At 71.6% G+C, this 21,008-nt stretch carries 20 protein-coding genes and 1 pseudogene; 11 read left to right on the forward strand and 10 right to left on the reverse strand.

Annotation, left to right across the window (positions count from 1 at the left end):
• Nucleotides 1–423: 423 nt before the first annotated feature.
• From ACLQ29_RS10955 to ACLQ29_RS10975, 5 genes are all read right to left on the reverse strand, one after another.
• Nucleotides 424–1,212 carry an ABC transporter permease gene (locus tag ACLQ29_RS10955; RefSeq protein WP_425771496.1) on the reverse strand — a complete coding sequence of 263 codons (789 nt, stop codon included), beginning with the start codon at nt 1,210–1,212 and terminating at the stop codon, nt 424–426.
• The gene (locus ACLQ29_RS10960) at nt 1,209–2,186 is read right to left on the reverse strand and encodes an ATP-binding cassette domain-containing protein (protein WP_425771497.1); all 978 of its coding nucleotides are present in this window, start codon (nt 2,184–2,186) and stop codon (nt 1,209–1,211) included. Before ACLQ29_RS10960 ends, ACLQ29_RS10955 begins: the two co-directional genes overlap by 4 nt.
• A gap of 35 nt (nt 2,187–2,221) precedes the next feature.
• The gene (locus ACLQ29_RS10965) at nt 2,222–3,064 is read right to left on the reverse strand and encodes a DUF4097 family beta strand repeat-containing protein (protein WP_425771498.1); all 843 of its coding nucleotides are present in this window, start codon (nt 3,062–3,064) and stop codon (nt 2,222–2,224) included.
• Between the two features lie 72 nt (nt 3,065–3,136).
• A complete protein-coding gene (locus tag ACLQ29_RS10970; RefSeq protein WP_425771499.1) occupies nt 3,137–3,661 on the reverse strand; it encodes a hypothetical protein in 525 nt (174 codons plus the stop codon).
• A gap of 64 nt (nt 3,662–3,725) precedes the next feature.
• Nucleotides 3,726–4,901: an FUSC family protein gene (locus ACLQ29_RS10975; protein ID WP_425771500.1), complete on the reverse strand. Its 1,176-nt coding sequence runs from the start codon at nt 4,899–4,901 to the stop codon at nt 3,726–3,728.
• A 263-nt stretch (nt 4,902–5,164) separates the two neighbouring features.
• On the opposite strand from ACLQ29_RS10975, the gene ACLQ29_RS10980 reads away from it, so the two are divergent.
• Nucleotides 5,165–7,393: a hypothetical protein gene (locus ACLQ29_RS10980; protein WP_425771501.1), complete on the forward strand. Its 2,229-nt coding sequence runs from the start codon at nt 5,165–5,167 to the stop codon at nt 7,391–7,393.
• 9 nt (nt 7,394–7,402) lie between these two features.
• Here ACLQ29_RS10980 and ACLQ29_RS10985 read toward each other — a convergent pair whose 3' ends face one another.
• Nucleotides 7,403–8,158: an SDR family oxidoreductase gene (locus tag ACLQ29_RS10985; protein WP_425771502.1), complete on the reverse strand. Its 756-nt coding sequence runs from the start codon at nt 8,156–8,158 to the stop codon at nt 7,403–7,405.
• Between ACLQ29_RS10985 and ACLQ29_RS10990 the strand changes: the two genes are divergently transcribed.
• The 4 genes and pseudogenes from ACLQ29_RS10990 (at nt 8,142) to ACLQ29_RS11005 (ending at nt 10,481) form a co-directional block, all read left to right on the forward strand.
• Entirely contained in the window at nt 8,142–8,942 is an 801-nt protein-coding gene (locus tag ACLQ29_RS10990) for a class I SAM-dependent methyltransferase (protein WP_425771503.1), read from the forward strand. The two genes, ACLQ29_RS10985 and ACLQ29_RS10990, sit on opposite strands and share 17 nt — an antisense overlap.
• 291 nt (nt 8,943–9,233) lie before the next feature.
• Nucleotides 9,234–9,893, forward strand: a pseudogene (locus ACLQ29_RS10995) (ice-binding family protein); the annotation flags it as partial.
• A gap of 181 nt (nt 9,894–10,074) precedes the next feature.
• Complete coding sequence (locus tag ACLQ29_RS11000; RefSeq protein ID WP_425771655.1) at nt 10,075–10,377, forward strand: hypothetical protein; 303 nt, start codon at nt 10,075–10,077, stop codon at nt 10,375–10,377.
• Nucleotides 10,374–10,481 carry an LPXTG cell wall anchor domain-containing protein gene (locus tag ACLQ29_RS11005; protein WP_425771656.1) on the forward strand — a complete coding sequence of 36 codons (108 nt, stop codon included), beginning with the start codon at nt 10,374–10,376 and terminating at the stop codon, nt 10,479–10,481. Before ACLQ29_RS11000 ends, ACLQ29_RS11005 begins: the two co-directional genes overlap by 4 nt.
• A gap of 133 nt (nt 10,482–10,614) precedes the next feature.
• Here the strand turns inward: ACLQ29_RS11005 and ACLQ29_RS11010 are convergent, their stop codons facing one another.
• Nucleotides 10,615–11,061: a hypothetical protein gene (locus tag ACLQ29_RS11010; RefSeq protein WP_425771504.1), complete on the reverse strand. Its 447-nt coding sequence runs from the start codon at nt 11,059–11,061 to the stop codon at nt 10,615–10,617.
• Between the two features lie 82 nt (nt 11,062–11,143).
• Complete coding sequence (locus ACLQ29_RS11015) at nt 11,144–11,674, reverse strand: AAA family ATPase (protein ID WP_425771505.1); 531 nt, start codon at nt 11,672–11,674, stop codon at nt 11,144–11,146.
• A 99-nt stretch (nt 11,675–11,773) separates the two neighbouring features.
• Here ACLQ29_RS11015 and ACLQ29_RS11020 point away from each other — a divergent pair, with 99 nt between their 5' ends.
• From ACLQ29_RS11020 to ACLQ29_RS11030, 3 genes are read left to right on the forward strand one after another with little or no spacing between them, the layout of a single operon-like run.
• Nucleotides 11,774–12,868, forward strand: a complete 1,095-nt coding sequence (locus ACLQ29_RS11020; RefSeq protein WP_425771506.1) for a hypothetical protein — start codon at nt 11,774–11,776, stop codon at nt 12,866–12,868.
• Nucleotides 12,865–13,473, forward strand: coding sequence for a hypothetical protein (locus ACLQ29_RS11025; protein WP_425771507.1), 609 nt, complete (start codon nt 12,865–12,867; stop codon nt 13,471–13,473). The genes ACLQ29_RS11020 and ACLQ29_RS11025 overlap by 4 nt, the downstream gene beginning before the upstream one ends.
• Nucleotides 13,474–13,477: 4 nt before the next feature.
• The gene (locus ACLQ29_RS11030; protein ID WP_393367287.1) at nt 13,478–14,083 is read left to right on the forward strand and encodes a hypothetical protein; all 606 of its coding nucleotides are present in this window, start codon (nt 13,478–13,480) and stop codon (nt 14,081–14,083) included.
• A 53-nt stretch (nt 14,084–14,136) separates the two neighbouring features.
• Here ACLQ29_RS11030 and ACLQ29_RS11035 read toward each other — a convergent pair whose 3' ends face one another.
• The gene (locus tag ACLQ29_RS11035; RefSeq protein WP_425771508.1) at nt 14,137–16,737 is read right to left on the reverse strand and encodes a LuxR C-terminal-related transcriptional regulator; all 2,601 of its coding nucleotides are present in this window, start codon (nt 16,735–16,737) and stop codon (nt 14,137–14,139) included.
• 253 nt (nt 16,738–16,990) lie between these two features.
• Between ACLQ29_RS11035 and ACLQ29_RS11040 the strand changes: the two genes are divergently transcribed.
• On the forward strand, nt 16,991–18,178 hold the full coding sequence (locus ACLQ29_RS11040; RefSeq protein ID WP_425771509.1) for an RNA ligase RtcB family protein: 1,188 nt from the start codon (nt 16,991–16,993) through the stop codon (nt 18,176–18,178).
• On the forward strand, nt 18,175–18,810 hold the full coding sequence (prfH, locus tag ACLQ29_RS11045) for a peptide chain release factor H (RefSeq protein ID WP_425771510.1): 636 nt from the start codon (nt 18,175–18,177) through the stop codon (nt 18,808–18,810). The genes ACLQ29_RS11040 and prfH overlap by 4 nt, the downstream gene beginning before the upstream one ends.
• A 9-nt stretch (nt 18,811–18,819) precedes the next feature.
• On the opposite strand, the gene ACLQ29_RS11050 is transcribed toward prfH, so the two are convergent.
• Nucleotides 18,820–19,716: an alpha/beta fold hydrolase gene (locus ACLQ29_RS11050; protein WP_425771511.1), complete on the reverse strand. Its 897-nt coding sequence runs from the start codon at nt 19,714–19,716 to the stop codon at nt 18,820–18,822.
• 182 nt (nt 19,717–19,898) lie between these two features.
• Between ACLQ29_RS11050 and ACLQ29_RS11055 the strand changes: the two genes are divergently transcribed.
• Entirely contained in the window at nt 19,899–20,735 is an 837-nt protein-coding gene (locus tag ACLQ29_RS11055) for a PIG-L family deacetylase (RefSeq protein WP_393367282.1), read from the forward strand.
• Nucleotides 20,736–21,008: the final 273 nt, after the last annotated feature.

Here is a 21,008-nt window from a genome sequence, read left to right on the forward strand (position 1 = left end):
GCTCCCATGGGTCCGACCTCTGGCGTAGCCGCCGGCATCGCGATGACTCGTGGGCGAGCGCCCCACGGGGGCTGCGGGCTCCCCCGCGCGGCCTCGGAACGGGCCCGTGTTATCGATAACATTCGACGTTTGGGCACCGCCGGGAGCGGCCCGCGAGCCCGCCGGCCGGACGGACGGCGGAGCCGGGCCGGGCGGGCTGGGCGGGCCGGGCCGGGCGGGCTGGGCCGGCCGGGCCGGGCTGATCCACTCGCGTTCCGTGAACTCGGGGGGTCCCAGGGGTGGAGACCTGCCGACTTCACGAAATCGAGTCGACAAGGCCCTCGTCGAGCCGCGCCGCGCGGCATGGACAGCCGGCGACTCGGCCCCGTGGCCGAGTCGCCGGCTGTCCGTCGCGATGGCGGGACGTCGAGCGGGTGGTGCGGGTCAGGTGGCCCGACTGCGGTTGTACAGGGCCTTGGCCCAGAAGAAGCTGGCCAGGCTGATGACCGTGCACCAGGCGACCGCGAGGATCCAGTTGGCGCCGATCCCGGTGCCGAGCAGCAGGCCACGGAGGGTCTCCATGACGGGCGTGAAGGGCTGGTAGTCGGCAAACAACCGCACCGGGGTCGGCATGGAGTCGGTGGGGACGAAGCCACTGCCGAGGAACGGCAGGAGGATCAGCGGCATGGGCAGGTTGCTGGCCGTCTCGACACTCTCGCTGACCAGACCGAGGGCCACCGACAGCCAGGTGAGCGCAAAGGTGATCATGGCGAGGACGCCGATCGCCGCGAGCCATTCGACCGGGTTGGCCGTGGGCCGGAATCCGACGAGCAGCGCCACGACGATGACGGCCGCGAGGCTGAGCAGGGTCTGGACCAGGCTGCCCAGTACGTGGCCGGTGAGCACCGACGGTCGGAAGATCGCCATCGTCCGGAACCGCGCGATGATGCCCTCGGTCATGTCCATCGCGACCGAGATGGCGGTGCCCTGCGCCGCGCTGACCACGGTGATGAGCAGGATGCCGGGGGTGACGTAGTTGGCGTACTGGGAGCGGCCGCCGGACGGGCCGAGGCCGGCGCCGAGCGTGCCGCCGAAGACGTAGACGAAGAGCAACAGGATGATGATCGGAATGCCGATGAGCAGCAGGGTCATCGACGGGTACCGCCGCATGTGCAGGAGGTTGCGCCGCAGCATGGTGCCCGAGTCGCGGACGGCGAGGGAGACGGTGCTCATCGCACTGGGGCCCTTTCGTGGTCGGGTCGGCCGGCGCGGGAGTCGGGCTGGCCGGTGAGGGTGAGGAAGACGTCGTCGAGGTCGGGGGTGTGCACGGAGAGCCCGGCCACGCTTATCGATTCGCGGTCGAGTTGGTCGAGAAGCGAGCGCAGCGACAGGACCCCACCGTCGCTGGGCACCTGGAGGGTGAGTGCCGCGTCATCCCGCCTGCCGGCCGTGAACGTACGGGCCGCCGAGTCGAGCCCGTCCGGGTCGGCGAACTGCAACACCACGTGGCCGCCCGGGATGAGCCGCTTGAGCTCGCGTGGGGTGCCCTCGGCGATCAGCCGGCCATGGTCGAGGAACGCGACGCGGTCGGCGAGCTGGTCGGCCTCCTCCAGGTACTGGGTGGTGAGCAGGATGGTGACGCCCTCCGCGGCGAGCGCGCGGATGATGTGCCACATGGCGCGGCGGCTGCGCGGGTCGAGACCTGTGGTCGGCTCGTCGAGGAAGATCACGCGGGGCGCGCCGACCAGGGTCATCGCGAGATCGAGACGCCGCCGCATGCCCCCCGAGTACGTGGACACCGGTTTGCCGGCCGCCTCGGTCAGGTCGAACTGGTCGAGCAGCTCGGTGATCCGACGCCGACCGACGCCCTTGTCCAGGTGGCACAGGTCGGCCATCAGATGGAGGTTTTCCCGGCCGGTGAGCAGGTTGTCGACGGCGGAGAACTGGCCGGTGACGCCGATCAGTTCGCGTACCGCGTCCGGCTCCCGGGTCAGGTCGTGGCCGAAGATCCGGGCGTTGCCGCCGTCGGCGTCGATCAGGGTGGAGAGAATCCGCACCGTGGTGGTCTTGCCGGCGCCGTTGGGGCCGAGCAGCGCGAAGATCGTTCCCTCGGTGATCATCAGGTCGATGCCGTCCAGCACGACCTTGTCACCGTAGGACTTCCGCAGGCCGGTGGCGACGATCGCGGGCTTCGTGGAGCTGGTCATGGTCTCCTCTTTTGCGTGGTCGCGGTGCGGACGGGTCAGGCGCGGCGGATCATGATGTCGCCGTAGGCGGTGTTCGCCCGGACCTCGACCGTCTCGTCGGTCTGCGCCGGGCCGTCGGTCGTCTCCAGGGCGTTGTGCACGCGGCCGTGCTTGGAACTGACGTCGAGCCAGGCGGCGGTCCCGCGCCGGATGCCGACCTCGATCGCCCCGTACGAGGTGTTCAGCTCGATCGCCCCCCGGACAACCTCACCCAGCCGGACGTTGCCGTAGGCGGTGCGGGCCGTCACCGAGGCCAGCGGCGCATCGAGGGTGATGTCGCCGTACGCGGTGTTGACCCGGACGTCGCCGCCGCTGCGGCCGATCCAGCAGTCGCCGGAGGAGTTCTTGATCTCGGCGGAGCCGTCGACCGCGCCGATGCGTACCTTGCCGGACGAGACCTTCACCCGGGCCGAGCCCGCGACCCGCTCCACCGCCACCTCGCCGTGGCTGCTGTCGATGTCCAACGGCCCGGTCTCGTCGAGCCGGATCCCGCTGCCCGTCTTGATCCGACACTCGCCCAGCCGACCCTCGCAACGGAACGCCGCCCAGGACGACTCGGCGTGCACCCGCGAGCCGGCCGGCAGCTCGATCAGGACGTCGACCGACGGCCCGGAACCGAAGCCGTAGCGGCGCCAACTCTTCGACACCCTGATCAGCAGTTGTCCCGCCGCGTACTCGACGGTGGTCTGTTCGGCGGTGCTCACGTCGGCCTTGCTCGACGGGTCGCGGGGCCGCACCGTCACCACGGTGTCGGTGCGGTCGGTCGCCGTGATCCAGACATCTCCCACGGGCAGCTCGATCCGGACGGAGATGGGTTCTGGCGTTTCGAAAATTGGCATGGTGGTCTCCCGGAAGGTGGTCGGCGAATGTCGCCGCCGGTCAGCGGCGTGAAAACAGAGGGGTACGGAGAGTCAGCGGGCCCAGCCGGTGATGTGCTGGCCGGAGCGTGGCTCCACCCGGCGAGACGAACGACGCTGCGTCTCGCCGGCGCCGACGGCACCGGCGACGGCGCGCACCAGCCAGGCGTTGACCGAGAGCCCGGCACGCCCGGCGGCCTCCTCGACGCTGGCCTTGAGGTGGTCGGGGAGTCGGAGGTTGATCCGCGAGGTGCCGCCGTCCTCCCCCTCGGGCGCGGGGGCCGGCGCGGACAGCGTCGGCGGCGGCTCGCTCGCCTCCGCCACCTCGTCGACAGGGCTGGCCGGTGTCACCACGAAGTCCGGCTCGCGCCCCCGCAACCGGACGTGCACCGAACCCGGCGCGAGATCGCGGGTGATCTCGTCGGCGGCGTCGGACAGCGCCTCGAGCAACGTGAGACGGGTCGCCGCCTCCAACTGGGTGAAGAGCCGCTCGGCCAGCACCCGGGCCTCGGGGTCGACCCCCTCCGCGGCCACGGCGAACTCGTCGCGCAGGTTCTCTACGTATGACCTCAACTCCATGGCACCATCATGGCACCACTTTGGCTCAAAGTGCAACAGCAATGGCTCAGGATGATGCCGTGGGTCAGTCCCGCTGCGCCACGCCCTGCCCCTCCAGGCCGCCGAACGTGCCCCGGACCAGGTGATTCGCCTCCGCCTGGGTCAGCCCGGTGGCCACCAGCAGATCGCTGACCGTCGTCCGCACCTGCGCCACCACCACCGCTCCGGAGAAACCGACCCCCTCCCGGTAGGCCTGACCGGCCGTCCGGACCGCCCGCAGCGCCTGCTCGCGTGCCCGGTTCGGCTCCACCGCGGCGGCGAACTGCCGCGTGAGCAACCGGACGGCCTCGGCGAGATCGGATACCGCCCCCGGCAGGGCGTCCGGGACCGGTTCACCGTCCTCGATAAGCGTCACCGACCGACGGATCAGGGTGCCGCTGTTGCGCATCGCCCGGTCGATCGGCTCCGCCGCCTGTGCGTAGCGGCCCACCGGCCCGTGCCGATCCCGCCAGTGCACAGGCGACAGGGCGCTGGCCTCTCGGGCGCCCTGGGTCGCCTCGACGAACGCCTGCAACTGGCCCTTGTTCCGCCGCAGCTCGCTCCGCGCGGCGCGGGCCCGATCGGCGTCCCGCTCGGCCAGCGCGCGGGCGGTCGCGTCGAGTTGGGTGACGAGCAGATCCAACGCCGGCCGCGCGGCCCGGTTGAGCACCCGCAGCGGGTTCAACGGCAACAGCACCGTGGTGACGAGCAGCGCCAAGCCGCCCCCGACCAGCGCGTCCACGAACCGTGGGATCTCCAGATCACGGACGGACGGACTGAGCGTGGCGATCAGCACCGCAGTCGCTCCGGCCTGGACCACCACCGCCGCACTGCCCGCGAGGAACAGCGCGACCACGATCGCGAGCGTGACGATCAGGACGAGCTGCCACCACCCGGTGCCGATCAGCAGGAGCAGCAGATCGCCGATCAGCACCCCCACGGTGACACCGATGATCAGCTCGACGGTACGGCGGAGCCGTTGGCCGACGGACGCGGCGAGGGTCGAGACCGCGGAGATCGGTGCGAAGATCGGCTGCGACACGTGCAGCAGCTCGTGCGCCACGAACCACGCCAGCGCCGCGGCCAGGCCCGCCTGCACAGCCAGCCCGCCGATGGCCCGTACCCGACGCAACCGGTCGCGCAGCGTGAGCATCCCACGGTCCCAGAGCCGGACCACGATCGGAGCGCGGCCATCCGCTCCGTGCCGACCGGCAGCGACCATGGCGGCATCTACCCCGCCAGCACCCGCTCAATCCCCCGCGCCGCTGGATCGACACCCCCGCCCGTGCCTGCGGTACGCGGCGGCAACCGTCCGGCCGTGGCGGGAACGGGCCGCGATTGAGGCCGTCCGGTTCGGGTAGACCGCGGTCTGCCGCCGTCGCCGGTGGCGACCCCGGCACGGTGCGGACAGGGCTGGCCCCGGGTGGATCGTGTGCCATGGGCCGCCGAGACGCCTCGGGGGGACCATCGGATGGATCAGCGCGGTTGAGCGGGCCAGACATCGCCGGCGGCATCGTGGAGCTGCGGGTGCACGGGGTCTCCGGCGCGAACGCCGAAGAGGTGCTGGACCTACGGCAGACCGCGCAGGTGGCGGGTGACCGCAGCGGGGGCTTCTACCGGCCGCGCCCCCAATATTCGGACGCCACAGGCGCACACGGGTTGACGCTGGAGGCGTACCGCTGGGGTGATCTGCCCTCCGGGACCGTGGCCCGCGCCCTGGGGCTGGTCTTCCTGCTTCCGTTCATGCTCGTCAACGTGGCGATCTGGATGCGTCCCGCGAACTCCGGTTCCGAGGCGGTGGTCAGGTCGCTGTACCGGGTGCTGGCGCTCACGCTCACCGTGCTCTACGTGCTCGCCATCGCCGGCGTCGCCCTGGATCTCGTCGGCTGGAAGTGTCTGAACTCGTCTAACTGCCTCACCGGACGTAGCTGGCTGTCCTGGTTGAGCGGGCGGCCGGTCGGGCTGCGACTGGCGGTGCTCGCGCTGGTCCCGGCCACCGCGATCGGCCTGATCTGGCGGGTCAGCAACCGGCCGGGGCGGACGTTCGAGGCGTTTCGCGCACCCGAGCAGGTCTCCGGGCACCGGCTCGGCGCGGTCGGTCAGTGGGACGCCGAGCCGCTTGTCGGGCGGCTGCGCTCGATCCACGTCGCCGCCGCGTTCGCGACGCTGGACCTCACCCTGCTGCTGGCCCGGATCGCCAGCGGCGCCACCGCCCTCGGCGTCGCCCTGACGGTGGCCACCGTGGTGGTCCTGGCCGCCTGCGTGGGATCGCTGTGCGCTCCCCCGTTGATCGACCGGGCCGCGAGCGATCGGCGAATCGACCGGATCACCCACGCGCTGCGGTCCACCGCCATCGTCCTGACCGTCGTCGTGGTGGCCCACGTGCTGGCCAGCCCGCAGCCGTGGGACGACCGTCGCGAGCTGCCCGGCTACGACACGACCCTGGCCGGGCTGTTCGTGGCACAGACGACCCTGCTGGCCGCGCTGGGCGTGGTGCTGCTCCGACGCCGGGACCGGAGGCGGGGTGCGACACCGCTGTTCGGGCTGGGTGGGCTCGCGATCGCGGCCGCCGGGGTCAGCGTGGCGGTGGCGTACTCCGCCGAGCTGGTCTACCGGGCGGCTGACTTCCTCGACCGGGACGTGCCGACCGGCGCGGGCATCGCCGCCGGCCCGCCCCGCGCGTACACGTGGGTGATCTTCGGCTTCCTGCGCGCGATCGTGATCACAGTGATCGTCGCCGGTCTGGTCGTCGTGATCTCCCGCCGCGGCCGGCGTCGCGACGCCGCGGCGATCGTCGCCCACGACTTCCCGGACCCGCCGGCGGAGGCCAGGACCCGACTGCGACAGGTCCGCGACGCGATAGCCCGGGCCCGGTTCACCGAGAAACTGGTGCCGCTGGCGGTGCTCTTCGGCTGCCTCGCCGGCCTCGCCACGGCCAACACCACAATCGGCCTGCTGGGACAGTTCCCCAGCGACCTCGTCGAGAGAACCATCGGGTTGCCGGCGGACGCGGTCACCTTCAGCATCGCGTTCGGCAGTTGGCTGATCGCCGCGATCATCCTCGGCCTGATCGTCGGCAGCGTCTTCGCCTACCGGACCATCCCGTTCCGGCGGCACGTCGGAGTTCTCTGGGACCTCGGCACGTTCTGGCCCCGAGCCGCCCACCCCTTCGCACCGCCCTGCTACGCCGAACGCGCGGTGCCGGAGCTGACCCGCCGGATCACGTACCTCGTCGAGAGCGGCAATGCCGTGCTGCTCACCGGGCACAGCCACGGTTCGGTCCTGCTCGCCGCGACGGTGCTTCAGCTCCCCCCGGAGGTCGGCAGCCGGGTCGCCCTGCTCACCCACGGGTCACCGCTGCGTCGCCTCTACGCGCGGCTCTTCCCCGCCTACATCGACGATGCGGCACTGCACGACATCGGCCACCGGGTCGGTTGGCGCTGGGTGAACCTGTGGCGCGACACCGACCCGATCGGCGGCTGGGTCTTCTCCTCCCACCGGTCACCCCGGGCGGCACCGAGCAGCGACCCGGCAGACGCCGTGGATCGTCGACAACGCGATCCCCGCGACGTGGTGACGCCGGCCAGCGACAGCGTTCCCCCTCCCATCCACGGACACTGGCCGGACGAGGCGGACGCGTCGTTCACCGCGGCGGTGCGGGAGTTGGTGCGGCGTCTCGGCGGGCGGACGGACCCACCCGTCGCGCCCGGGTAGCGAACCGCCTCACCCGGGGCGGGTCGCCCGGGCACGCCAGTCGTCGAGGCCGGTGGCGGCGATGCGCGCGCCGTCGGCGGGGACCAACGAGCGTTCGCCAAGCGTGGCACCGAAATACCGGGCACCCGGGTCGGCCACCACCGACCGGGGATCCTGCCGGGACGCGAGGATGGATCGGCCCAGTTCGTCGAGGCGGAACTGCTCCGGGCCAGCGATCTCGACCACCGCGTTCGTGGGCGCGCCGACGACGACCTCGGCCACCTCGGCAGCGACGTCGTCCGCCGCCATCGGTTGGATGAGGACCGGCGCGAGGTGCACGGTGTCGCCGTCCGTGGCGGCGTCGATGATCCCCTGGAGAAATTCGAAGAACTGCGTGGCGTGCACCACGGAGTACGGGATCCCGGTCGCGACGATGAGCTTCTCCTGGGCAACCTTGGCCCGCATGTACCCGCTGTCCGGGATCCGGTCGCACCCAACGATCGAGAGCGCCGCGTAGTGGCCCACCCCGGCCGCCGCCGCGGCGGCGAGGAGATTGCGGGTGGACGTCTCGAAGAACTCCAGCACGGCGGCGGCCTCGAACGACGGCGAGTTCGACACGTCGACCACGACATCGGCGCCGGCGAGCGCCTCGGCCACTCCCTCGCCGGTAAGTGTGTTGACGCCGGTCTTCGGTGACGCCGATACCGCTTCGTGCCCCCGGGCACCGAGATTGTCCACGAGCTTGGACCCGATGAGGCCGCTGCCACCGATGACGACGATCTTCATGGTCGAACACGTCCTGTCTGCGCTGGGTTGTCAACCGCTGCCAACCAGTAAGACGGAAACCGTGCAGCGATGTAGGACAATCGCTCAAGAACAGTTCAACGAGGATCACCTGATCCCCTCGGAGGTTGACGTGGCCGCGGTGTCCCATCCGGTGTTCGCCCGGGTGTACGAGAGACTCAGCGTCGCCATGGACCGCGCCGGCACGGCGGAGTTCCGACGGGACCTGGTCGCCGGCCTGTCCGGTCGGGTGATCGAGATCGGCGCGGGCAACGGCAGGATGTTCGCCCACTATCCACCCGCGGTGACCGAGGTCGTCGCGGTCGAGCCGGAACGTCGACTGCGCGCCGCCGCCGAGCGGGCGGCGCCAAGCGCGCCGGTGCCGGTCACCGTCGTCGACGGTCTGGCGGAGGCCCTGCCCGCGGGTGACGGCGAGTTCGACGCGGCGGTCGTCGCGCTTGTGTTGTGCACCGTGCCGGATCAGGCGAGCGCGCTCGCGGAGGCCAGCCGGGTGCTGCGCCCGGGTGGTCAGTTGCGCTTCTTCGAACACGTCGCCGCCGAGCGGCACAGCGGCCTGCACCGAGCCCAACGCCTGCTCGACGCGACACTGTGGCCGAAGTTGTTCGCCGGCTGTCACACCAACCGCGACACCGTCGCGGCCATCAGCGCCGAAGGATTCGTGATCGAGGAGCTACGTCGGTTCCGTTTCCCGGCCACCAGCAACAGCCCGTCCGCACCCTGCGTGCACGGCCGGGCGATCCGGCCCGCAGCGGCACCCCAGCCCTGAGGACAGCCGCTGAGCTGGCAACAAGGAAGACCGTCGATTCGACAAGGCTCGCCCTTTCGCGATGTCGAGCGCAGGGGCCGACCAGCCGATCACGCGGTTCGGGCCAATGTGAATGCGAATGGGAATGGGAATTGCTAATCCTGCGTACCTAATATTCTGTTTTGTACGCATACGTGACCATGTCGTGATGTGGTGGTGACCGCACTTTGTCAGTGCGATCCAGGCCGTTTCACGCAGGGTCGTGGCTCACCGGGCTCTCCTTGCGAGGTAGTAACCCACGGAGGGTGTTCTGTGACAGCAAAGCCCAACCACCATCGTCTTCGCCGAAGGCTGCTACCCGCGCTCGCGGCGTCCGCCGCAGCCGCCGTCGCCGCGAGTTTCCTGCTGCTCGGTTCGACGCCGGCCAGTGCCGCCGACGCACCGGTAGGCCTGGGAACAGCGGGCAACTTCTCCGTCCTCGCCGGAGCCGAGCCCACAAACACCGGCCCGAGCTTCCTGGGTCAGAGCCTCGGACGATTCCCGGGAAACACTGCGGCGGGTTTCGGCACGGCAACCATCGGCGGTGAGATCCACCTCGGTGACGCGGTAGCCCTCCAGGCCCAGAGTGACCTGACCATCGCCTACAACGACGCCGCCGGACGGACACCGTTCACCAACCTGCCCGCGGAACTCGGCGGCAACAACCTCAACCCAGGTGTCTACCGCCTCGGGGCCGCACAGCTGACCGGGGCGTTGACGCTCAACGGCCAGGGCGACCCCGCCGCCGTGTTCATCTTCCAGATCGACTCGTCGCTGACGACGGCGTCGAACAGCAGCGTCGTCCTGACCAACGGCGCTTCGGCCTGCAACGTCTTCTGGAAGATCGGCAGCTCGGCGACGATCGGCACGGGCACCACATTCGTCGGCACCATCATGGCCCAGGCGGCGATCACGATGGCCACGGGCGCGACCCTCCAGGGTCGCGCGCTGGCACGTACCGCCGCCGTCACCCTCGACACCAACGTCATCACGGCACCACTGTGCGCCGGGCCCAGCGGACCACCCGGGCCCAGCGGACCAGCCGGGCCCAGCGGACCAGCCGGGCCCACCGGACCGTCCGGCCCGTCCGGTCCGCCCGGGAGCCCCGGAGCCCGTGGTACCCCTGGCGCACCCGGCAGCCCCGGAGCGCCTGGCACCCCCGGTAGCCCCGGAGCACCCGGCAGCCCCGGAGCACCCGGAGCGCCTGGCGCACCCGGCAGCCCCGGAGCACCCGGCAGCCCCGGAGCACCTGGACCGCAGGGAGCACCTGGACCGCAAGGAGCACCTGGAGCGCAAGGCGCACCCGGAGCGCAAGGACCGCAAGGCGCACCCGGAGCGCAAGGACCACAAGGTGCACCCGGATCGCCTGGCGCACCCGGTGGCCCCGGCGGCAGGGCTCGCCCCATCCTGCCGGTGACCGGCGGTGGAGAGGTCCCCGCCATGACGGGCATCGGAAGTGCGCTCGTCGTGCTGGGCGCGTTCGCGTTCTTCCTCGCCCGGCGTCGCACCCGAAAGTCCTGATCGGAGGCCCGGCCGGTGACCCACCGGTCGGGCGCCTCCGGGACTGACCACGCGCACCACCGTCGGCCCACTCCCCAGGGGTGGGCCGACGGTGGTGTGCCGGTCAACGGGTCCGGGAGCCGCCGGGGCCGGGTCAGTCGGTCAGACCCAACTCCCGCATGGCGTCGTCCTCTCGAACGTGCGAGAGGTAGAGCAGGATCTGTGGCCTGTCGTCCCCCAGCCGCACGACATAGGTCTGCGCGAACCGCGCGCTGCCGGCCTCACCGGTGGGCGGCGCGAAGTCCAACGTCCAGTGGGTGGGGACGAGGACGTACCCCGGTGCGAGGTCGAGCACGTCCAGGACCGTCACCTGGGCCCCGCGGAGACCGAACTGCTCGGTCATCGCGGTGTGCCGCCCGTCGAGTGCGGCCCGGTACGCGGCGTCGTTGGTGATGGCGGTCGCCGTGCTCGGGTCACCCTCGATGTAGGTCGCTGCGTAACTCGCGGCGACCACGGCGTTGTCACCGGTCTCGACGGCCCGCGCGTAGTCGTGCAGGAAGGCGGTGATCGACTCGCGTACGGGTGCTTCGGCAGACTTCATGCGCAGTCCCTTCGGGTGCCCGGTGTCGGGAGTATGCCAGGCGATCCGTGGTGCGCCGGCGTGGATCCGCGGCCGACCGGCGTCACCTGGTGGGCAGGCCCGCCACCCAGTCGTCCAGTCCCGCCGGGCTCGCGAACAGCAGCACCGGCGGCCCGGCCGGATCGGCCTGCCAGGCCCGCATCCGCCGCCGTTCCCGGCCGAACGCGCTGACCTGCCAGACCAGGATCGAGTCCGCGGACAGCACGCTGCCAAGTGATTCGCGGTTCCCGTTGCAGATCACCTCGCCCGAGCCGAGGCGGCGCAGGGTACGACGCAGCAACCGCCAGAACGAGCGCCACCACGGGTAGTCCAGGGCCACCACCAGGTCGGCGCGCGCCAGCGGCACGTCCCGCCACCCGTGGTACGCGCCGTCGAGGATCCACGTGTCCCGACGGCAGATCTCCTCGATCCGGCCGCGCTGCTCGGCGACCGGCACCTCGACCCAACCGGGCCGCCACACCAGGTCGTCCACCGGATGCCACGGCAACCCGAGGCGCTCGGCCAGGCGTTCGGCGAGAGTGGACTTGCCCGAGCCGTGCACCCCGTAGACCAGGATGCGACGCGGTGCGGTCATCGCGGCAGCGTACGCCGGGTAGTGGCTACGTAGTCGGGCGGACCGACCTACGTAGCGACTACCGACGATCGCCGGCCGGCTGGCCGGTGCAATGGACGTATGACAAGCAACGAGGCCGCGAAGGCCAGCAACCCGGACAGCGCCGAGGCGATCATCCGCCCCAGCACCCCACCAAGCACACCTGCGCAGCGGACCACCCCTGCCGACGCGCCGGCCAAGGCGGACATCGCCGCACCGGCACCGCCGCCGGTGCGCGCACCCGCGCAGACCCGGCAGACCGAGCAGGCGCAGCGCGCCGAGGGACCGCCCGCCACGTCCGCTCCGGTTGTCAAGGGTGACGCCCAGGCGGCACCGACGACGCCGACCCCGTCGCCACCGACCACCATCACCGCCGACACGGTGGCCGCGCGGGCCGTCGTGCTCGACGGCGCGGACAACGGTCTGGTGCTGACCAACTTCACGACCCGGGCGTACACGATCGGGATGAACGGTGGCACCAGCACCATCAGCCTGGCGAACGACAAGCGCGCCTACACCACCATCCTGGACGGGCAGAACGGCAACCTGTGGGCGGCCAACAACGTCAACAGCCGCAGCCTCAGCGCCAACCAGGTCGACCTGGACGGCTCGAACAACCACATCAAGTTCTGCCACAGCAAGACCCGCACCTACACGGTCGCGATCAACGGCGACCAGAGCTCGATGGCCTTCGCCAACCCGGACAGCCGGGCGTACACGGTGGTCATCGACGGTGTGCACGGCGACATCTCGCTCAGCAACGCGGATCTGGCCGAGGAGTTCGACGTCGCGGACGGTCACCTGACCGCGGCGATTCCCGGCGCGGTGCTGGTGATCGGCGAGACCGGCGCGCTGGAACTGGCCGACAAGCCGTACGACAGCGCGGTGGCCGGCGTGGTCTCCGGAGCGGGCAGCTTCGCCCCGGCGATGGTGCTGGACCGGCAGCCGGACAGCGACACGCGTCGGCCGCTGGCCCTGGCCGGCAAGGTCTACTGCCTGGTCGACGCGACACACGGCCCGGTGCGCCCCGGCGACCTGTTGACGACCTCCCCCACCCGGGGGCACGCCATGCGGGTGGCCGACCCGCTCAAGGCGGTCGGGGCGATCCTGGGCAAGGCCCTGGGTCCGCTGCCGACCGGTCGGGCGCTGGTGCCGATCCTGGTGACCACGTCATGACCAGCCTGCGTCAGGCGGCCGGCAGGTATCTCCGGTTCGAGGCGCCGATGACGGTGCGGGCGGTCGGCGCCGACCTCGGCCGCCCCACCGGGTCCACCCGACAGCTGCTGGTGCAGCTCGACCAGACGTCGAGCGAGTGGTTCTCCGGCAGTCTGCTCCCCTCGAGTGTGAAGGGCAGCGCGTGGCTGCGGCTGTTCAGCGACGGTTTCTACATGTTCGAGGGGCACGTGCACGAGAACGGCGCAGTCGCGCACAGTTGGTCGATGGTGGCCACGCCTGCCTTCGTGGACGCGGACGGCAACGCCTTCGTCTTTTCCGCCAGCGGCAAGGTGTCGGACAACGAGAGCAGTGACGACTTCGCCGAGCACGGGCACGATCCACGGATCGCGCAGTACTGGGATCAGCTCACCAACGCCACGGTGAACTTCCGGCTGAGCGTGACGATGAACGTGGGCCAGCTGATCGGCAACATCCTGAAGTGGATTCCGCTCGTCATCGTGGGTGCGGTGGTCGCCGGGTGGGTCGCGTTCTTCGGTCAGCCGGGCAAGGTCCACGCCTACAAGGACGAGAACGGCACCGTGCACATGTGGAAGTCGAGAGAGTGACGCCATGGCAAGCGTCCGTACGGCCGCCGCGCAGTTTCTCGACATCCGGGCGCCGCTGACCCTGCGCCAGGTCGGCGCACAGGTCGGGCATCCATCCGGGTCGACCCGGACGGCGATGGACCGGCTGGAGCAGGAGTGGAGCAACACGTTTTCCGGCAGCCTGTTGCCGTCGAGCGTCAAGGGCACCGCGTGGCTGCGGATGGCCAGCGACGGCCACTACTGGTTCCAGGGGCACGTCCACGAGAACGGTCTCCTCAGCCACAGTTGGAGTTTCGCCGCCGGACCGAACGTGGTGCACCAGAACAGGAACGTGTTCGTGGCCGTCGCGACCGGTCGGGTGACCGACGAGCACAGCAGCGACGACTTCAGCATCACCGGCCACGACCCGCGCATCGCCGAGCTGTGGGAGCAGATCCGGTACGCGTCGGTCACGTTCCGCCTGGACGTCACCGCCAACTTCGAGGAGTTGGCCAAGACGGTGGGCAAGGGGATCCTGACCGGGCTGGGCATCACGTTGCTGGTCGGCGCGGTCAACCTCCTCGGCGCCAAGGGGGCGGAGTGCCACGAGGACTCCAACGGCAAGATCACCTGCTACACGAAGAACAGCTAGTGGTTTCCCCGGGAGGCGACGGCCGTGGCGCACCCACGGCCGTCGCCCAGCCCTCAGCCGGCCAGGCGTAACGCGTCCGACAGCTCACGCCGGGAGGTCACCGCGAGTTTGCGGTACGCCCGACCGAGATGGGTCTGCACCGTACGCACCGACAGCACCAACTGGTCGGCGATCTCCCGGTCGGACAGGCCACGGGCGGCGAACCCGGCGATCTGGGTCTCGCGTGCGGTGAGCCCCGCCGCCACCGCCGGGTCGCCAGGCGCCGCGGCCCGCAGGCGGGTGCGCAGGTCGACGACGAGCCGGGTGCTGGCCGGCGTACCGGATCGCCGGGCGACCTCGTCGACCATCCGCAGCGCCTCACCCTTCATGTTCAGTTCCACCAGGCGGTGGGCGTGTTCCAGCATCACCGTCGGGTTCCGGCCGGCCAGCGCGATCACCGCCCGGCCGGCGGTGACCAGCCGTTCGGCGTCCACGTGCCCGAGGGCTTCGGCGATGCGGGCCGCGTACCGGGACGGGCCGGCGACCGGATCGAGGTGCGCCGCGTAGATGAGATACCCCAGTTCCACAAGCCAGCACCCGGAGGTGCGGGCGACGGCGATCGCCTCGTCCATCAACAGTGCCGCACGCGTTCGCTGACCGGACGCCGCGCCGACCGCGGCCGTCGCCCACGGCCGCAGACCCGGCACCAACGCGACCGCGTCGACGGGGTGCTCCCGCAGCACCGCCTCGGCCTCGTCCGGGTGGCCGTCCTCGGCCAGGGTGATGGCGAGCCAGCCGGTGGCCTCGGAGCGGAACAGCCCTTCCCCGTCGGCCTGCTGCGCGACGGCGTCCCGGAGCCGGCTGATCGCCCCGGCCCGGTCCCCGCTGACCCGTTGGGCGTACCCGTCGAAGACCGGCCACGCGGTGTGGGACAGACCGGAGACCAGCGGATCACTGGGCATCGGCCACCGTCCCGTGGCCGGGTCGGAGACCGGGCCGGTCGGGACGGGCTCCCGCCACAGCTCGGCGAACGCCAGTGCCGCCCCGGCCATCCCCCGGGCGAACGGCAGTGCCGACGAGCCGGACCGCTCCACCGCCGCGACCGCCGCACGGCCCACCCGCGCCGCCTCCTCGGTGCGCCCGGTCAGCGCCAGCGCGACCACCGACGCCAACGTGACACGGAGCCGGCCGGCCGGCGGAAGTGACTCGGCAAGTAACTCGCGGGCACCGTGCAGCGCCCGCGCCGCCTGCCCGCTGAAGAGACGCACCACCACGGCGACCGTCGCCGCCTCCGCCCGGATGTCCGCGTCGCCGGTGGCCTCGGCGTCCGCGCGGATCCACAGCAGATCGTCGTACGCCTGCGCAGGTGCACGCCCCACCCAGGCCCGGTGCCGGGCCAGCGCCACCCGGACGGTCAACTGGGCGCCCCGATCACCGGTTGCCTCGGCATCCCGGTGTGCCGCCGCCAGCGTCTCGTACGCCTCGACGGTGCGGCTCTGCTCGACGAGGGCGGCGGCGAGCGCCACCGCCGCCGGCGCCCCGCCACCGTGCTCCCGGGCCCGTCGGGCGAGCTGTTCGGAGGCGGCCGGATCCGCGTACCGGCAGAGGTTGGCGGACTTGATCAGCTCTGCCGACCCGGCCGGTTGACCGGCGTGCACCGCCCAGAGCGCGCTGGCCATCGCGTGTGCTCCTCGGGTCGCGCCCGGCGGCGTGCTGGCCAACAGGGCGGCGGACACCCGGCGACGTCGCGCGGGCGACATCCGGCGACGCACCACGGCACCGAGCATCGGGTGGCGCAGTCGTACCAGGATCTGATCGTCGCTCTGCTCGCTGCGGACCATGCCGAGCTGTTCGAGATCGGCGATCACCTCCGCCGACGCGGCCGCCTCCACGACCGACAGCGGCAGGGGTCCGCCGAGGGCCAACGCGGCCAGGGCATCCTCGCCGGGACGACCGACGCGGTCCAGTTCGCGATCGAGCAGGTCGGCCACCTGCGCCGGCACCGCCAGGGCGGCCCGCCACCGCCACTGGTCGGGGTCGCGTACCAGCGAACCGATCTCGCGTCCGTGGTCGATCAACGCGACCGCCAGTTGTGGCAGCCCGCCCGTCCACTGCCACAGCAGCCCGGTGGTGGCGCGACTGACCGGGCCGGACAACAGTTGCTCGGCCAGGGCGCCGACCGCGTCCTCGGCGAGGGCCGGCACGATCAGCCGGGGCAGCCCGACGTCCTTCCAGAGCGCGACCACCGCGTCCGGGGCCGCGACCCCGGACCGGACGGTGACGAGCGCACGGACCGCGCGGGCCTGGACGAGACCGAGCAGCACCGCTGCCGACGGCCCGTCGAGCAGGTGGGCGTCGTCGACGACCAGGACCGGGGTACGACCGGGACCGCACCTGTCGCGGAGGGCGGCCAGCACGCTCGTGTGCACCAGGGCCGGGTGCAGGGGAAGGTGACCGCCGCTGAGGAGTTGGCCGAGCGCGCCGAACGGCACCTCCTTGCTCGCTTCGGTCGCGGTGATCCAGACCTCGCGGAACAGTCGGGGCGGCAGGTCGGCGACGGCGGTGCGGGCGAGGGCGGTGCGCCCGACACCGGCCGGGCCGACCACCACCGCACCGGCGGCCCGGACCAGCGCGGTACGGGCCTCCACCAGCAGGCCGTCACGCCCAGTCAGCATGAACGCATAGTGGACCAACTGCTGGCCAGGGGCGATCACTCATCCGACAGCTGTCGCGCTACCGTCAGTGCCCGCGCGGCGGGCCGCTGCGGCGGCGTCCGTCGTGGCGGAAAATCGTTTGCCGTACTCCACGGACTGCACGAGAGTGACGTCCATGACGTACTGACGGAACTCCCCCATTCATCCGCCCCGGTGACATCTCCCGGAGGGCGTGCCGTCGTCCGTTCCCGCGTCTTGTACGAAGTGAGTCTCCTTGTCTCAGCACCACTCCCCTCGGGAGTCCCTGTCCCCGTCCGCCCCGGCCACCGTCACGGTGTTCGCCTCACCCGCGAGCTGGATCGAGTCCGCCGCGCTCGACCAGTGCCAGCAGGTTGCCGCCCTCGACGGCATGATCCACGTTGCGGCGATGCCGGATCTGCACCCCGGCAAGGGCGCGCCCATCGGCGCGGCCATGACGTCGCGGGTGCTGTACCCGTTCCTGGTGGGCTCCGACATCGGCTGCGGCATCGCCGTGTTCCCCATCGCGCTCAAGCGCGCCGTGCCGGAGCGCCTCGCCACCCGGTTCCCCGACCTCGACCGCGCGTTGGACCCGGAACGGGACGCCGACGACCCGGCCTGGGCTGTCGTCGAGGGTGACGTTCCGGCCGGTCACCTGGACGGGCTCGGGACGGTCGGTCGCGGCAACCACTTCGTCGAGCTGGCGCGCGTCGACACCGTCCTCGACGCGCACCACGCGAGTCGTCTCGGCCTCGACGCCGGCGATCTCGTGCTCATCGTCCACAGCGGTTCCCGTGGTCTGGGCGAGCGGATCCTGCGGGCGCACACCGAGGTGCACGGCGCCGGCGCCGCTCCCGATCCCGCCGCCTACCTGGCGATGCACGACGACGCCGTGCGCTGGGGTTCGCTCAACCGCCGGGTGCTGGCGGCGCGGGTCGCGTACGCGTTGGGGGCGGAGCCGACCGCGCCGATCGTCGATCAGTGCCACAACCTGGTCGAGGTCTCCGACGGGGTCTACCTGCACCGCAAGGGCGCGGCGCCGGGCGACGGCCGCGACGTCCTCGTCGCCGGCACCCGGGGCACGGCCTCCTACCTGGTGGCCGCCCACGCCGGGCCGGAGGCCAACCATTCGGTGGCGCACGGCGCCGGCCGCAAGATGTCGCGCGCCGACGCCCTGCGGCGGGGCCGGGCCAAGCACACGGTGGAGGAGCTCCGCCGCACGCCCGTCGGCTCGCTCGTGGTGTGCGGCGACCGCCAACTGCTCTTCGAGGAGGCGCCCACGGCGTACAAGCGCATCGAGCAGGTGATCGCCGATCTCGTCGCGCACCGGTTGGCCACTCCGGTGGTCCGGACGACTCCCCTGGTCACCTACAAGACGCCCGACCTCGGGTCCACCTCCCGCGGCCAGCGGCGGGGCCACCGCGACGGACGGGGCCGGTCGTGAGCGTGCTCCTGCTGCTGTCCGCGGGTCGTGGTCCGCAGGAGTGCGCGTGGGCGCTGGCCCACCTCCTGCATCGGCTGAGCGACGCCGGCGCCCGCCGAGGTCTGACGATCGAACAGGTCCAGGTGACGCCTGGCGATCGGCCCGGCACCTACCGCTCGGCGCTCATCCGGATCACCGGCGCGGACGCGGACGCGTTCGCGGCCTCGTGGACCGGGACGCTGTGCTGGCAGGCGCCGAGTCCGTACCGGACGAGCACGGGCCGGAAGAACTGGTACGTCACCGCGCAGCAGCCGCTGCCCGACGCCGCGCCGACGCCGTTCGCCGAGGCGGACGTCGACATCGTCGGCTGCCGTACCGGCGGTCCGGGTGGTCAGCACCGCAACAAGGCCAGCACGGCGGTCCGCGCGACGCACCGCCCGTCGGGCCTCGTCGTCGTGGTGGACGAGGAACGGCAGTTCAGCCTCAACCGCCGGGTCGCCCTGCGACTGCTGCGCCAACGCGTCGAGCAGGGCGACGAGGCGGCCCGCGCCGCCGTCACCACGGCCCGGTGGCGGGTGCACGACGACCTGGTTCGCGGCGACCCGGTGCGGGTGGAACGTCCGGAGCCCCAGCGACCGGGCCGCCGGGGATAGCGACAGCCCTCAGACGTCCAGCACGGCGTCCGCGAACGCCCGGGGGGCCTCCTGGGGCAGGTTGTGCCCGACGCCGCCGCCGATGGTCCGGTGCTCGTACTGCCCGGCGAACTGCTTGCCGTAGACGGCGGGTTCCAGGTGCGGCGCGCCGTTGGCGTCCCCTTCCAGCGAGATGCTGGGCACCGTGATCTTCGGTTTCGCGGCCAGCCGCTTCTCCACCTCGTCGTACTGCGACTCGCCGGGGGCGAGGGCCAGCCGCCACCGGTAGTTGTGGATCACGATGTCCACGTGGTCGGGGTTGTCGAACGCGGCCGCGCTGCGGTCGAAGGTGGCATCGTCGAACGACCACTTCGGGGACGCGGTGTGCCAGATCAACCTGGCGAAGTCGCGCCGGTTCTTGTCGTAGCCCTCCCGGCCGCGTTCGGTGGCGAAGTAGTACTGGTACCACCAGGCCAGTTCCGCCTTCGGGGGCAGCGGCACCTTGCCCGATGCCTGGCCGTCGATCAGGTAGCCACTCACCGAGACCAGCCCCCGGCAGCGCTCGGGCCACAGGGCGGCCACGACGTCGGCCGTCCGCGCGCCCCAGTCGAACCCGGCCAGCTTCGCGGTGTCGATCTTCAGGGCGTCCATGAGGGCGATGAGGTCGAGCCCCATGGCCGCCGGTTCGCCGTTGCGCATGGTGTCGTCGGAGAGGAACCGGGTCGTGCCGTAGCCCCGCAGGTACGGCACGACGACCCGATAGCCGGCGTCGGTGAGCAGCGGCACGACGTCGACGAAGCTGTGGATGTCGTACGGCCAGCCGTGCAGGAGGATCACCGCGGGACCGTCGGACGGCCCGGCGTCCACGTACCCGACGGTCAGGACCCCGGCGTCGACCTGCCGCACGTCACCAAACGATGCCCCCATGCCGGACCTCTCCTCGCGTACCAACCCCTCGGACGTGCTGGCCACGCTTCAATGTAGGGAACCCGCCGGGTGGGCGATCGGGGTTTGCCGGTGCTCGGCCCCGGCCCGCCGCGCGCTGGCTAGGATGCACACAGCGTCGCCCCGCGCGACTCCGGGTGCGGAAACGACCGTAGGGTGATGGCATGGCTGAGCGACCTCTGACCCTGATGGCGGTGCACGCCCATCCCGACGACGAGGCGACGAGCACCGGTGGCGTCCTTGCCCGCTACGCCGCGGAGGGGATCACGACGGTGCTGGTGACCTGCACCGACGGGCGATGCGGCGACGGCCCGGGTGGGGTCAAGCCGGGTGACCCGAAGCACGACCCCGCCGCTGTCGTGGCGATGCGCCAGGCCGAGTTGGAGGCCAGCTGCGCGGTGTTGAAGGTCAGCCACCTGGAGACCCTCGGTTACGCCGACTCCGGGATGATGGGCTGGCCGACGAACGACCAGCCCGGCGCGTTCTGGACCACGCCGGTGGCGGAGGCGGCGGACCGCCTCGCCGAGCTGATCCGGCAGTACCAGCCCGACGTGATCGTCACGTACGACGAGAACGGCTTCTACGGCCACCCGGACCACATCCAGGCGCACCGGATCACCATGGCCGCCGTGGAGCTGACGGACACCCCGGCGAAGGTCTACTGGACCACGGTGCCGCGCACCGCGTTCGAGCAGTTCGGTCAGATCATGCAGGAGCTCGGCGTCGAGTGGGACGAGCCGGCCCCGGGGGCGGAGCCGGAGCCGATGCCGCAGCTCGGCCTGCCCGACGACGAGATCAGCACGTGGGTGGACACGAGCAGCTTCGGGGCGCAGAAGTTCGACGCCCTGGCCACCCACGCCAGCCAGACCGAGAACATCTTCTTCCTGCAACTGGGCCGAGAGCGGTTCACGGAGCTGATGGGAGTGGAGACCTTCGTTCGGGTTCGGGACCACACCGACGCGCCGACCCCCGAGGACGACCTCTTCGCCGGCCTGCGCTGAGCGCACAGGTCAGCTCCCGTAGCGACGCCCGAGCAGGCGACACGGGTTCCTTCCGCGGTCGCGAGGTGGAGCTGCGCCGGGTTGCACGGCCAGGGCGCGGCGCAGTTGCGGCACAGCCACGCGGGGCGCATCGGGATATGGGCGCGGGCGACGCGAGAAGTCCAGCGGCGGGCGCGGCGATCGGCCGGCGGCGGTAGGCCAGCGGACGGGATCGGTCCAGGCGGCCAGGGGCCAAACGGCGCTATCGGTGCGTCGAGCTTGGCGGGCGGCGTC

It is taken from the genome of Micromonospora sp. DT228 (genome assembly GCF_049841595.1).
GTDB lineage: Bacteria > Actinomycetota > Actinomycetes > Mycobacteriales > Micromonosporaceae > Micromonospora.